Here is a 14,097-nt window from a genome sequence, read left to right on the forward strand (position 1 = left end):
ATTTTATGTTAAGTGATACACATTCAAAAGAAAAGATTATTCTAGTCGGTGCTGGTGATGTCGGTTCCAGTTATGCATTTACTCTTGTGACACAAAACATCGGTCGTGAATTAGGTATTATTGATTTAAATGTTGGAAAAAGTGAAGGCGATGCACTCGATTTATCAGACGGTTTGGCTTTTACCTCTCCTAAAAAAATATACGCTGCTACTTATGCAGACTGTCATGATGCAGATTTAGTCGTTTTAACAGCAGGCGCTGCACAAAAACCAGGTGAAACTCGTTTAGATTTAGTCAATAAAAACTTAGCCATTACAAAAGGGATTGTTGAAAACATCATGGCAAGTGGTTTTAACGGTATTTTCTTAGTAGCAAGTAATCCGGTTGATATCCTAACCTATGCCGTTTTAAAATTCTCAGGATTACAAAAAAATCAGGTCATCGGTTCTGGTACATCTCTTGATAGCGCTCGTTTTAGAAAGTCATTAGCACAGATTGCGGATGTAGATGCTCGTGACGTTCATGCCTATATTATCGGCGAGCACGGTGACTCCCAGTTCCCAGTCTGGTCACACGCTAATATTGGTGGCTTACAAGTCTACGAATGGATGAAAGGACAACCTGACGTCACGGAAGAAAGTCTCATCGAACTGGTTGCTGGCGTGCGTGATGCCGCGTATGAAATTATTCAACGAAAAGGTTCCACTCACTACGGTATCGCTGTCGCCTTAGCTCGAATTACCCAAGCTATTTTTAACGACCAAAATGCGATTCTCCCTCTTTCAGTTTTATTAGAAGGCGAATATGGCGTCTCTGATATTTGTATCGGTACACCGGCTATTATCAATCGTCAAGGGCTTAAGAGTGTCGTTGAACTTCCATTAAACGATTTAGAAAAACAAAAAATGAGTGAATCCGTGCAAACAATTCGTGAAATGCAAACGAAAGCGTTTGAACAATTAGGATAACCTCTCTATCGGCACTCGCTGTGATTTAACACAGCGAGTGTTTTTTATTGTATACTAAAGAAAAGCGATTAGAAAGGAGCCATCAGTAAGTGGGCAATACAAAAAAAGTGACCATGCCACGTTACCAACAAGTCGCCATTGAGATTTCTGAACGAATTGCATGCGGTCAATATCGCGTTGGCGAAAAAATCCACGCACGATCCACACTTGCTAATACCTTTGGCGTATCGCCAGAGACAGCACGTAAAGCTGTAAATGTGCTTGTTGATTTAGGCATTATGGAGGCGAAACATGGCAGCGGCACGATTGTTTCATCTAAAATAAAAGCCGAAGAACTACTAAGTCAACATCGTGATATACAATCTATACAAGAGATTAAGCAAGATGTATTTCAGAGTATTGAAACACAAAAGCAAGAGTTTGATAATATGGCACAAAAAATCGAACGGCTAATCCAACAAACCAAAAAAATGAACCAAGTTAGTCCGTTTATTCCAGCTGAATTAGTCTTGACGGATGAAGCTTCTCATCTTGAAAAAAGTATTAGTGAACTGAACCTATGGCATGAAACAGCTGCTACAGTGGTCGCTATTTCACATGCCGATGAGTTACTTCTCTCCCCTGGTCCGTATGCTAAGTTGCAAGCAGGTGACTGTCTGTACTTTGTAGGAGACGAGTATGCCAAACAAAAAATGTTTAACTATTTTTATCCGAATGGAACAGCTTAGAAGAGCAAAAGCTCTTCTTTTTTTTATCCTTTGACAAAGTGACCACACGATGTTAAGATTGTATGGTCACTTTATTTTCAGAATGTTTTCTGATAATAAAAAGAAAATCAAAGGAGTGAAATAAATGGTAAAAGTTCAAGTCAAACATCTCACAAAAGTCTTTGGTAAGAAACACCAAGCCGCGTTGAGTATGGTACAAGAACAACGACCTAAAAATGAAATTTTAGAAAAAACAGGGGCAACAGTTGGAGTGTATGACGCCAATTTCGAAGTCAACGAAGGTGAAATCTTCGTCATTATGGGACTTTCTGGAAGTGGAAAATCAACTCTGATACGTCTGATTAATCGTTTAATCGAACCAACATCAGGGGATATTTATATAGATGGTCAAGATATTGCTAAAATGGATAAAGAAGAATTGCGTGATGTCCGTCGTCACAAAATGAGCATGGTGTTCCAAAACTTCGGCCTCTACCCTCACCGTACGATTTTAGAAAATACTCAACTAGGGTTAGAATTACGTGGTATTTCAAAGGAAGAACGCGTAACAAAAGCTGAAAAAGCCTTAGAAAATTCAGGTTTACTATCTTTTAAAGACCAATATCCAGACCAACTTTCTGGTGGGATGCAACAACGTGTCGGCTTAGCTCGTGCTTTAGCCAATGACCCTGAAATCTTACTTATGGATGAAGCTTTTTCCGCATTAGACCCTTTAATCCGTCGTGAAATGCAAGATGAATTGCTTGATTTGCAAGCGAACGTGCAAAAGACCATAATCTTTATCACCCACGACCTTAATGAAGCTTTACGTTTAGGCGACCGTATTGCCTTGATGAAAGACGGTCAAATCATGCAAATTGGCACTGGAGAAGAAATTTTAACCAATCCAGCCAATGACTACGTACGAGAGTTTGTTGAAGATGTCGATCGTGCGCGCGTTTTAACGGCACAAAACATTATGGTGCCTGCTATTACAACAAATGTTGATATTGATGGTCCCAACGTGGCTCTCTCAAAAATGCGAAGTGAAGAAGTCAGTATGTTAATGGCTGTCGACCGTCAACGTCGTTTAGTCGGTACACTTACGGCAGATGAGGCCGTGACTGCACGTAAAGAGCAACGTGCCCTTCGAGAGGTAATGAATCCAGATGTTATTACTGTCACAAAAGATACTTTAGTCAGTGAGCTATTCCCTCTTATATATGATTCACCGACACCACTTGCTGTCGTTGAAAATGAAAAACTTTTAGGTGTTATCATACGTGGAAGTGTCATTGAATCACTAACCGACACGTCAGAAAAAGATACTCAAATGGAGGTGACGGCAAATGTTTAATAACTTTTTAATGGCGCCTCTTCCAGTCGCCGACTGGGTGGAAAACTTAACCGAATGGATGACCGATACTTTTGCTGGATTGTTTTCTTTCTTCCAATCTTTTGGACAAGGACTCATGGAAAATGTAACTCAACTACTCCTATGGATTCCACCTTTCGTCTTTATTGGACTCTTAACTTTCCTGGCTTTTTGGATTTCAAATAAAAAATGGGGATTAACCGTCTTTACATTTCTAGGACTGCTTTTTATTTATAACCAGCAATTATGGAATGAGTTAATGAACACTTTCACCCTTGTTTTAATTTCAAGTTTAGTTTCCATTCTGATTGGGATTCCACTTGGGATTTTAATGGCGAAAAGTGATTTAGCTGAAAAAATTATCACACCGATTCTTGACTTCATGCAGACAATGCCAGGTTTTGTTTACTTAATACCTGCTGTGGCCTTTTTCGGAATAGGAATGGTACCGGGCGTCTTCGCCTCTGTTATTTTTGCGCTACCACCTACTGTTCGCTTTACTAATCTAGGGATTCGCCAAGTGCCTACCGAGCTAGTTGAAGCGACAGACTCTTTTGGCGGAACCGGTTGGCAAAAATTAATTAAATTAGAATTACCACTAGCTAAAAGTACGATTCTCGCAGGTGTCAACCAAACAACTATGTTGTCACTATCTATGGTCGTTATTGCCTCAATGATTGGAGCACCGGGGCTCGGACGTGGCGTGTTATCAGCATTACAGCGCGCACAAGTCGGAAACGGTTTTGTCAGTGGGGTGGCACTTGTTATTTTAGCGATTATTATCGACCGCTTCACGCAGTATCTCAATAAACCGAAAACACAAAAAGATACGACTAAAGAGCCTATGTCTCGTCAACGTAAAATAGGCACGACAATTGCTATCATAGCAGTTATCATTGCAGCTCTGACAGCTAACTCACTAGTCACAAATAAAAATAAAAAAGAAGCCATCTCACTTTCCTATGTGGAATGGGATACTGAAGTCGCTTCGACGAACGTCATTGCCGAAGTTTTAAAACAAGAAGGATTTGATGTGACGATTACCCCGCTTGATAATGCTATTATGTGGGAATCTATCGCTAATGGCGAATCAGATGCTATGGTAGCTGCTTGGCTCCCTAATACGCATGGTGCTCAGTATGAGCAGTATCAAGATAAGGTTGATAATCTCGGTGTAAACCTTGAAGGTGCGAAAGTCGGTCTTACTGTTCCTTCCTACATGAATGTCAACAGCATAGACGAATTGACTGACGAAGCAAATCAAACTATCACAGGTATTGAGCCTGGCGCAGGTGTTGTAAAAGCCGCAGAAGAAACACTTTCTGCTTACGATAACCTAAGTGATTGGCAACTGGAAACCTCATCTTCTGGCGCTATGACCGTCGCACTTGGACAAGCGTATAAGAAAAAAGAGCCAATTGTCATTACGGGCTGGTCACCTCATTGGATGTTTGCAAAATATGATTTAAACTATCTTGAAGATCCAAAACAAGCAATGGGTGCTGAAGAAACCATTAATACAATGGCGCGACAAAACTTAAAAGAAGATTCACCTGAAGCCTATCGCATTTTAAAGAATTTCAAATGGTCAAAAGACGATATGGAAAAAGTCATGTTAGAAATAAATAGTGGTACAGACCCTGTAAAAGCAGCACAAAACTGGATTAAAGATAATCCTGATACGGTTAAAGCATGGCTTAAATAAAATAGAAACCACACATTGAAACGACATAATATCGCCTCAATGTGTGGTTTTTTTATTCATGTTTATCAACGGTTTCTTCTGCGAATGAACGTAGTTCTTTAATTTCACGCAATGCTTCCGCTAACTTTTCATCGCTATCGCTTTTAGCTGTTTTTAACTGCTGATTTTCTTGTACTAAAGCTAGTTTTTCAATTTTTACTTGTGCAATTTCGTCTGATAATGCTTTGCTTTCTTTCTCTAACGTTTCAATTGTACTGTGATAGCCTTTTATGTCCGCTTCGATAGTTAATATAGCTTCGTTAGCATGTGCCAACTGTTCAGCTAAAACATTTTCTCGGTCCATCGCTTCGATACGACGACGTTCCATTTTTTCTCTCAAGCTTGCTAGTTCATGTGTATCTGTATCTTTCTCAGACTGGAGTCTAGCAATTTCAGATTCCAACCATTTTAACTCATCGGTTTGATTTTCTTTCTCTGCTAATAAGGCTTGATATTGACTTTGAGCGGTTTGATAGTCAACTTGAGTGGCATTTAACGTTTGTGTCAATTGGGACATTGAATCTTTTGTTGAAAGCAATTGTGTTTCTTTGTTTGATAATTTGCTATCTAAGTCAACTATCGCTTCGTGAATCGCAGCTACATCCTCTTCTCCACCCCATTTAAGTAGTTGTGATGCCAAACTCATCGTGCCAAAACTACTTAACAGTATTACTAATCCTACAAAAATTCTTTTTTCCATGTTAATGTTTCCTCCATTAAATTGTTTCTTTAGTAAGGAAACTTTAACACAAAAAATAATAATAACAAATTTTAAAATTACATAACGATATGCAATGTTTGATAACTTTTTATTCACAAACAAAAACGCTTTTCTTTATTCAAGGTTGAACAATTATTTCATTTAGTAAATCGGATAACGTTTTGATAAATCAAGCTTTACTATCGTTAATTTATTAATTAATAGGTATAGTATTGTATAATTCGGCATCATAGTATTTGTGAAAAAATATTTAAATTTGAGAGAATCGAATAATATGATGAATTAAATATCGGCTAGGGATACTTTTCCTAGTTGAGTGATTCGATAGAATTCAGCCCTGCATTTAAGAAAATGGCAATTCCATCATCATTATTACTTTTAGTTATGGCATAGGCATTTTCCTTTAATTCAGGAACAGCATTTCCCATTGCAATACCATATTTGGCGTATTGAATCATAGTTAAATCATTATGTCCATCGCCAAACGCTACGATATTTTCAGGCAAGATTCCCATTGGTTGAAACACCTTAGCTAATGTCTTGGCTTTATCGACACCTTTATCAGTATATTCAAAATAAAACGGCGCAGAATAGCTAGCAGTAACCGTATCACCAAAAGGTTCTCGTAATTCTTTTTCTAATCCTTGGATATACTCTGGTTGACCAGCTACTAAAATTTTATGAAGTGGTATCGTAGCAAACGCTGCTAAATCATGTTTCTCACATAATTTAAACCGCCCGCCTCTTGCCTCATACTCAATAATGTTAAAAGGACCATTTTCAAGCGACAACATTCCATTATAAACATCGTTGACATATAAATAGTCATCGTGAGCAATCATTGGGATTAAATCAAATTGTTTTAAATGCTCTAATATTTACTGACTTGTTGAAATCGGAAGCGCTTGAATAAATATCTCTTCTTGTTCACGACACGCATAGACACTTGCGCCATTATACGAAACTAAGTAGCCACCAAAACGATCGAGCTCTAACGCTTTAATAAACGGCATCATACCAGAAGTCGGTCTTCCTGAAGCTAAAATTACCTTGACCCCTTTTTCTTGTTGTTGACGTAAGGACGTAATGGTCGCGTCACTTATTTGCCTATCATCGGTTAATAACGTTCCATCAATATCTAAAACGATTGCTTTTATTTTCATCTCTTCACCTCATTTTAAGATACTTCTATTATAACCAAAAAGCAGCAAGTAGTGTATTATCCCATCAATTCTGATAAAGTTTTTTCTATTCGTCATTTTTTCAGTTAGCATTGAAAAAAATCTATCAAAAAAGACAACGCAGTGGGTATACGTTGTCTTCATATATGTTTAATTATTCGTTTGCTTGTTCGATGACTTTATTCTCGACATGCTTTCTTAACATATCAACATCATTTAACGCTTTTTCTAACTTAGCTTCAGTGTCCGTTTGAGATGCTTTTAATGCTTGATTTTCATTTAATAATGCTTCTTTTTCAGCTGTTAATTGTGAAACTTCTGCTTGACTCTGTTTCAATGCAAGTTCTTTATTATCTACTTCCTTTATATAGTTCTTAATTCTTTCATCTAAAATATTTACTTTCTCACTTGTATCTTCTAGAGCGTCGGCATATTGCTGTAATAATTCAGCTTGACGTTCTACCTTCTTCTCTTTGTCAGAAATGATAGCATCTCTCTCAGTTACTTGATTTTTGGTAGCATCCAAGTCGACATTGATTATCTCAATTTCGACAAGCTTTTCTTGTAATTCTTGATTTAACACTTGTAAATCATTAGCGGTAACTTCTTTTTCACTAATCGCTTCATTTAATTTGTCTTTCGCACTTTTTACTTCACCTTCAGCTTTTTTCAGATCACGTTTACGAAGTGTTAATTGACTATCTAAATCATCTACGGCTTGATAAATAGCATCAATATTATCTTCTCCACCCCAATTAATAAACTCAGATGCGATTCCGACCCCTGCAAATCCAATAACTAAAGTTGCTAGTAAAGCGATTAATCCTTTTTTTTGACTTTTTCATGATACTTCCTCCTAATGTTTTAATAAACACAATTTATCACGGTTTGTAAACCCTTACACTTTATTTATTTGTAGATATAACCGCAAACCTAAAAATAATAACTTTTATCATTTTTAATTTAGTTATCTTTATCATGAGATTATTTTCAATTCGATAACAATAATAATTTAGGGCGATTATGCCAAACTAGATATATCATTGAGAAGGTATTTTTTTGATTTATATATCAAAAAACTTCGCTATAAGTATAAGCGAAGTTTTAATTATTCAGTTTAAAGATAGCTCGCCATCACGTTTATCATAATCAAAGGTTGAAAAATCTTGCCACAGTCCATTATGTTTAAGCATGAGCGCGATTTCATACAAATGATGATAGCCTTCTAAATCATATGGTACTTCACCAATCCAAACAATCATTGCTGCGTCGTGACGATGGCTCGTCCATTCATCATGAATTCGTGTTTTTTTAACTAATTGAGTAAAGTCTACTAGTTTCTCCTGCTCAACAGCTAATCGCTTCATAGTCTGAATATCACTGGCATCATCTATACAACATTTATCAAACTTCATAAAACTTGGGACGTAGATATCGGTTAGTTTTGTTTTCATCTTCTTCATAGTCTCGCCACCTCTTATCTCTATTTTATCAAATCCCACTTGTCCGAGCGATTATCCTGCTTTTTAAAAGATGGTTTGTTAAAATCTTAGTGAAACGCAGCTTATTCTAGAACTTAAAAATTCCAAATCATTGTTATTTCAGCTATGATAGAGATATTAATAAGATGAAAGAAAGGTGCCAATTTCACAATGTTAAAACAAAAGTCACTTGCAACGTTCTCAGAAGCATATCGAACCCTTTACTATGCTTTACGAAATATGCCAACTCTCCAAAAAGCGAGAAAAAGCGGATTATTATCGGAACATTTTAATTCACGTATTATGTTAGCTGTTACAGAAGTTAATGGCTGCAATCTTTGTTCGTATGGACATACCACCTTAGCACTAGAATCCGGTATGAATCAAACCGAAATTAGCCAACTCTTAGGTGGTGAAATGGATGATACACCTGAGCATGAACAAGCAGCCATTTTATTCGCTCAACACGTCGCAGATCAACGTGGTGCTGTGTCAGAAAAAGCATGGGAACACTTAATCACACTATATGGAGAAAAACAAGCCGAAGCAATCTTAGCCTCTGTTCAAGTGATTATGATGGGGAATACTTTTGGTATCCCTATTGGGTCACTTTTTTCACGCATTTCCAAACGCCCCATTTTCAAAAAAGATGAGCGAACAACACTAGCATATGAGTGGGGAATGTTGGTGGCAGCTCTTCTTTTCCTGCCTATTGCACTCGTTCATTCTCTCCTTGCTTCATTAACAAAACAACCTAAAGCTACATTTGTTTGTTTAGATAAAGAAAAACACGCATAAAAAAAAGTCGCTTAAAAAAATTTAAGCGACTTTTAGTTTAATCTGATAAAGGAAGTTCTTTTCCATTTAAGTATAATGTTTGAACTTCTTCCAAAGAAATATAATTAAACATAAGTGATTGATCAGCATCTTCTGAATTTAACACTACTTGATCTTCTTCAGCAATCAGCGTCTTTTTACTGCCATCTTTTAACACAGCGATCAATTCAACAGGTATCTCTTCAGTCGTATCAGATGTTAACATGCCGGTTAAGGATAAGCCTGAAAAAGATAATTTTGTAAACTGAGTATGACTGGTTAATGCCACATCGCTTAACTCTTGTTTTTTTAACGCCGTTGGCTCAGCTAAACGAATCGCCCAGTTTCCTTCTACTACCTCTTTCATTGAACGTGTTTCTACTGATAACTGGGCCTTTTTAAGAGTATCTTCTTTGACATCAAACACAAATTCGATAAAATCCGTCCGACCCGTTTCATTTCGATGTGTTCCTCTTCCAGCATTGAAACTAGCAATACTTTCTATCGCTTTTCCCTCGTTATTTAATGAAACGTCTAAGTAATCATGTTGAAAATCATTAGGGTAACGTACGAGTAAATGTAGTAAGCCATCTTTATACGCCGCGTTCTCTAAAATAATTTGTTCTGTTTCATCCAAAGGCTGATTCAGAACGCCTGGTTTTAAGTTTTGACTAGCTAGCTCATCAAAGTCTAGCTTATGAGCATCAAGTGCTTCTGAACGATACCCTCCACCTATACCGTCTGATACTTTTAGCTTTTCCCATTCTGGTTGTGGTTGTATCAGCTTATCCCAATCCAATGCGACTTGATTAGTATTCTCTTGTTCATAACTTTTAAATCGACGTAATAAAAAGCCTTGGTTTTCATGCTCCTCCCAACTAATAGCCGAGGTTAATAAAACAGCTGTCTTCGTCTTTTCATTATAATCAACGACACGTGTATTCCCACCATTCAACATTTCCCATGCGTCGATTTGCGTATCTTTCGCAAGACGGTCACCTTCCAAGTCCTGTAAAGTCATCATCACATAGGTCGTATCACCATCTTTAAATGAATTTTTGGCGGTTAGCCGTAATCCTTGGTCTTCTGCAACTTCATCTAAAGAATCAACTTGTTTTAATAGTTGCTCTCCTTCTGTGCCAAACGCACGTTGATAAGCAATTTTTATTTCATCACGCATACCAAATCCTACTAATAACATGAGACTTGCTGCGGCGACCCACATATACCGCTTATTTCCTCGTTTTTTCATTGGCACAACCTTCTCTTCTTTTTCATTATTTTCATTTTCGATTTCACGTTTCACGCGGTTTTTAATCGTCATCAAACGTTCATCTGTCAATGGTTCTTCAATAAATTGTTCCATTTCTTTTAATTGCTCTTCGGATAATGATTCAAATGGTTCTTTATCAATTCGTTTCATCCTATTTCTCCTCCCAACTCTTTAAAATGACGTGCGAGTTTTCTCTTTCCGTGATACAACTGGTTATCAATATACTTAGCTTCATATCCTGTTAAGGCTTGAATTTCACGCGGCTGTCGATCAAAGAAATAACGCTGAATAATAATTTCTCTCGTCACTGGATCTAATGTCATCACAGCCTCATAAAAAGCCTCCCAATCCATATCAAACGATGCTTCCAATAATGGCTCTCTATCCAACATATCATCTTCAAGAGCGTTAAAAATGCGTTTTGTCAGGCCTTTTCGCTTATTTAGTGCTATACTTCGTGTCAGAATAGCTAAATACGTCTTTAAACTACCTCGCGCAGGATTAAACCCTTCTGGATGACGCCAAAGCCTTAAATAAACATCACTCACAACTTCTTCGATGTCTTCTGTGTTCGATGACACGTCAGAAAGATATTTTGTGGCGATTAACCAAAGCAAGCGACTATACTGCGTCATTAACTGATCGAGCGCCTCTTCATCTCGATTAAGCAAGGCTGTCAAGTATTCTTCATCTGTCATGTGCTTCCCTCCTTTTTACGGTCTCACATACAGTACAATTAGTTTTTGATAATTCCTAAAAAAACTTAGATATTTTTGTCGTTAACATTTATTGTGTCATATTTTCACCCAAAATATACCGATGACACGAGAAAAATCGATTTAGACAATGTTTCTTAAATGAGTACGAAAAAAAGTGTAGTGCCCCCAATAGATAGTCTATTAGGGGGCGCTACACTTACTTTGTTCTATTTATCGCTTGATTTCATCTAGAATTATCAGACTGATTTGGTAAATAGACCAAAGAATTCTATAATTATTCACACAATCTATTCAAATGTATTTATTTCATTTTAGGCATAAAGCTAGGTAACAACTCGATTAATAACTCTGTTATATCTTCGACGGATGATGATTCTAAATCGATATCTTTTTTTACAACTAATGACATCAATTCTGTATAGGCATAACCTAATGCTCCTACAAAAATCATATCCAACCCACCCGATATTAACCCTTGTGAGTTTTTTGCAACGGCACCTAATTTATTATCAACCGTTTGTTTTATCGTTTTCTTAGGTACAGCTGATTCGTATAAATTTATCATAGATAATAATGCTTTTTCTAAATTTTTCTTTTCAAAATTAACTCCATAAATAGATGTTATTTTTGCTAGCATCTGTATTTGATTATTGAATATACTTCTAGTAGAAAGCTGTGCAAAAGGAATTGCTTCTCTCATAAAACTCTTCGCCATACTCATACTAATCACCTTCACAGCTTCAGAGTGTTTTAATTTTAATGAAGCCTCCTGAGAGTGAATAAATGAAATTTGAAGGCTTTCTGGAAGATTATGAAAAGTTTGCTCGACTAACTCCTCAATACCAAAAGCTTCTAGATGGTCTGTCGATTGTGCTAACACAGAAACTGTCGCTTTGACCTCAGGTAATAATCGATTAATCTCATCACGTAATAGTTCGGATTCTGTGCGGTCATAACTCTTAGTTAAAACGACTATAACAGGTAGTTTCTGATCGTTCATCCATTTAATCAACTTCATTTCTTCATCTTCTATTCGCGAACCACTACCCGAAATAAGATACCACACCGCATGAATATGTTCTGAAATATGTTCTGAGTGTCTCGATTTTTTTATTAATTTTTTTATATCATTTGCACCAACATTTTTTAATACATTTGTAAGATCAAAAGAAGACTTAGCTAATTCAAATCCTACTGTGTCATAAATTCTAACTGGAAAATCAGGTTGCTCAATCAGTGTAATCTTATCGGTAACAGGCTTTCCCACACCCGTATCTGCTAGTTGTCGACCAAATACGGAATTGATAAGCGTCGATTTTCCGACACCACTCTTACCTGCAACAACTAAGTTAACATAATCTAGGTTTTGATTCTCTTTCTTTACTTCTTCATAAGCATTTTTGAATAACTCTTTGTACTCCTCCAAATCCTTTTCCATAACGATTCTCCTAACGTTATCTAATATGCATTCATTATAACACTTATCGATAAAAAATAACTAATATGAATATAAAAATCAAGTCAAATTTTGTTGCATTTTATGATTGTTATTCTTCAAACAAGTAAAAGTTCCCTAGTTCATAAGTCAGCACAGGAGTCACTTCTAACTGATATTTCGCAACTAAATCACAAATAGCTTCACCATCAATTAATGTAATTACTCTAGTACCAATTCTTGAAGCTTCGATAGCATTTTTAGTGAATGACGATGTTGTAATAAATACACCAAATTCTGCGTTATGTTTATCCATTGAACCTCTAAATTTATCTATTTCTGGTGAGGATACAGATCCTTCCCATCTTTTTGCTTGAATAGCCACCCTAGTTGTTCTAAACTCATCTGAAGTAATATAACCAAATCCATCTATTCCTCCATCTGCTACGTACTGCGTACCAATTTTCGAATCAATTTCTACTCCCATCTGTTTTACTAATCTTCGACAGAAAAGTTCAAACTTCTTAGGAGACATTGCTTTTAATGCATCAATTAACAAAAATCTCCAAGCATCAGCTTGACTATTTTCTAACCCGTGTTCTTCTACACTTTCAGGTATTTCAGAATCATTAATAATTGTTTCCTCTGAAACAATCCTTTTGTTTTTATTTCTATTTGCTTCAAAAATAGGTTCTGATAAACTTCTTACCATTGACTCGCTATCAAATGTAGCTAAATTAGTAGCTAAACCTTTTTCGGTCAATTTAATCATACCCCGTTTGGGAATCATAACAAAATCAGCAAATTCTAAATTCCTGACCGCAAAATTGAATTGATAATCAAAAGGCTTATAACTTTTTCCAGTTCGTTTAGATATTTTTGAAAACTCAATATAGTCTTCTGGTATCGTTTCTGAAGTTAATATCAAATCTCTAACAATTTCTTTCTTACTCGCTTCTCCACCGAGTGAAAGTAAACATCTAATTACTTCTGGCATAATCATGTTCTCTTTCTCTAATACAGACATATTCATAAATTTTTCTGCTTGTTGATTCAATTCTATCTTCCTTTCACAATTACTAATTAATCATTTAAAAAACCATCTTTTATCTAAAATTTATATGTTATTATAATAAAAATAAATCAAATGATAAGTTTTATAAACTTTCTAATTTATTATATCAGTTATATAAATTTTTACCCACAAACAAGTATATGCTTGTATTAAAAATATATATCATAGTTTGCTATGATTATAATTTAATGATTCGAACACCAAAAAGCCTTTATATATTTAGTCAATACTTGTAACATACTTGATATTTTACCAATTAGTTTTTTCTGTATGCAAATTAATGGCTATTCTTCTTACTTTTATACAAAAAAACACCCTCTAATCACTTAGAGGGTGTTACGTCCGAATAGTTTTAATTCTAAAAGAATGTCAAGATCCGTTTAACGGATTATTTGTTTTTTAAGTTGTAGAATGAAGCTAAACCTTTGTATTCAGCTACTTCACCTAATTGGTCTTCAATACGTAATAATTGGTTGTATTTAGCAATACGGTCAGACGAACTTTTCTTTTATTTGAAGAAAATCATACCACATAAAGCTTTATATATCAACATTCCTAAAATTATAATGTAGCGTACTACTAACTAGAATGCATTTTGTAGT

The 14,097-nt window shown here is 35.9% G+C and carries 12 protein-coding genes and 2 pseudogenes; 5 read left to right on the forward strand and 9 right to left on the reverse strand.

What is annotated here, in order from left to right:
* Positions 1 to 5 precede the first annotated feature (5 nt).
* The 4 genes from CBF33_RS02385 (at position 6) to CBF33_RS02400 (ending at position 4,755) form a co-directional block, all read left to right on the forward strand.
* A complete protein-coding gene (locus CBF33_RS02385; protein ID WP_126761253.1) occupies positions 6 to 968 on the forward strand; it encodes an L-lactate dehydrogenase in 963 nt (320 codons plus the stop codon).
* 113 nt (positions 969 to 1,081) lie between these two features.
* On the forward strand, positions 1,082 to 1,696 hold the full coding sequence (locus tag CBF33_RS02390) for a GntR family transcriptional regulator (RefSeq protein WP_126761411.1): 615 nt from the start codon (positions 1,082 to 1,084) through the stop codon (positions 1,694 to 1,696).
* A gap of 124 nt (positions 1,697 to 1,820) precedes the next feature.
* Positions 1,821 to 3,032 (forward strand): quaternary amine ABC transporter ATP-binding protein, encoded by a 1,212-nt coding sequence (locus tag CBF33_RS02395; protein WP_126761255.1) that lies wholly within the window; start codon positions 1,821 to 1,823, stop codon positions 3,030 to 3,032.
* Positions 3,025 to 4,755 (forward strand): ABC transporter permease/substrate binding protein, encoded by a 1,731-nt coding sequence (locus CBF33_RS02400; protein ID WP_126761257.1) that lies wholly within the window; start codon positions 3,025 to 3,027, stop codon positions 4,753 to 4,755. Before CBF33_RS02395 ends, CBF33_RS02400 begins: the two co-directional genes overlap by 8 nt.
* Positions 4,756 to 4,807: 52 nt before the next feature.
* Here CBF33_RS02400 and CBF33_RS02405 read toward each other — a convergent pair whose 3' ends face one another.
* From CBF33_RS02405 to CBF33_RS02420, 4 genes and pseudogenes are all read right to left on the reverse strand, one after another.
* Positions 4,808 to 5,494 (reverse strand): hypothetical protein, encoded by a 687-nt coding sequence (locus CBF33_RS02405; RefSeq protein ID WP_126761259.1) that lies wholly within the window; start codon positions 5,492 to 5,494, stop codon positions 4,808 to 4,810.
* Positions 5,495 to 5,823: 329 nt separating this feature from the next.
* A pseudogene (locus CBF33_RS02410) lies at positions 5,824 to 6,678 on the reverse strand (Cof-type HAD-IIB family hydrolase).
* 172 nt (positions 6,679 to 6,850) lie between these two features.
* On the reverse strand, positions 6,851 to 7,279 hold the full coding sequence (locus tag CBF33_RS02415) for a hypothetical protein (RefSeq protein ID WP_126761261.1): 429 nt from the start codon (positions 7,277 to 7,279) through the stop codon (positions 6,851 to 6,853).
* A gap of 529 nt (positions 7,280 to 7,808) precedes the next feature.
* Positions 7,809 to 8,159 carry a hypothetical protein gene (locus CBF33_RS02420; protein ID WP_126761263.1) on the reverse strand — a complete coding sequence of 117 codons (351 nt, stop codon included), beginning with the start codon at positions 8,157 to 8,159 and terminating at the stop codon, positions 7,809 to 7,811.
* A 189-nt stretch (positions 8,160 to 8,348) separates the two neighbouring features.
* Here CBF33_RS02420 and CBF33_RS02425 point away from each other — a divergent pair, with 189 nt between their 5' ends.
* Positions 8,349 to 8,975, forward strand: a complete 627-nt coding sequence (locus CBF33_RS02425; protein ID WP_126761265.1) for a carboxymuconolactone decarboxylase family protein — start codon at positions 8,349 to 8,351, stop codon at positions 8,973 to 8,975.
* A gap of 37 nt (positions 8,976 to 9,012) precedes the next feature.
* Here CBF33_RS02425 and CBF33_RS02430 read toward each other — a convergent pair whose 3' ends face one another.
* The 5 genes and pseudogenes from CBF33_RS02430 to CBF33_RS09655 all read right to left on the reverse strand — a co-directional run.
* Positions 9,013 to 10,416 (reverse strand): DUF4179 domain-containing protein, encoded by a 1,404-nt coding sequence (locus CBF33_RS02430; protein ID WP_126761267.1) that lies wholly within the window; start codon positions 10,414 to 10,416, stop codon positions 9,013 to 9,015.
* Positions 10,413 to 10,964: an RNA polymerase sigma factor gene (locus CBF33_RS02435; protein ID WP_126761269.1), complete on the reverse strand. Its 552-nt coding sequence runs from the start codon at positions 10,962 to 10,964 to the stop codon at positions 10,413 to 10,415. The genes CBF33_RS02430 and CBF33_RS02435 overlap by 4 nt, the downstream gene beginning before the upstream one ends.
* A gap of 322 nt (positions 10,965 to 11,286) precedes the next feature.
* Positions 11,287 to 12,423, reverse strand: coding sequence for a GTPase (locus CBF33_RS02440; protein WP_126761271.1), 1,137 nt, complete (start codon positions 12,421 to 12,423; stop codon positions 11,287 to 11,289).
* Positions 12,424 to 12,532: 109 nt separating this feature from the next.
* On the reverse strand, positions 12,533 to 13,477 hold the full coding sequence (locus CBF33_RS02445; RefSeq protein ID WP_244919673.1) for a restriction endonuclease: 945 nt from the start codon (positions 13,475 to 13,477) through the stop codon (positions 12,533 to 12,535).
* A 406-nt stretch (positions 13,478 to 13,883) separates the two neighbouring features.
* A pseudogene (locus CBF33_RS09655) lies at positions 13,884 to 13,997 on the reverse strand (hypothetical protein); the annotation flags it as partial.
* Between the last annotated feature and the right edge of the window lie 100 nt (positions 13,998 to 14,097).

The sequence above is a fragment of the Vagococcus lutrae genome (assembly GCF_003987555.1).
Classification (GTDB): Bacteria; Bacillota; Bacilli; order Lactobacillales; family Vagococcaceae; genus Vagococcus_A; species Vagococcus_A lutrae.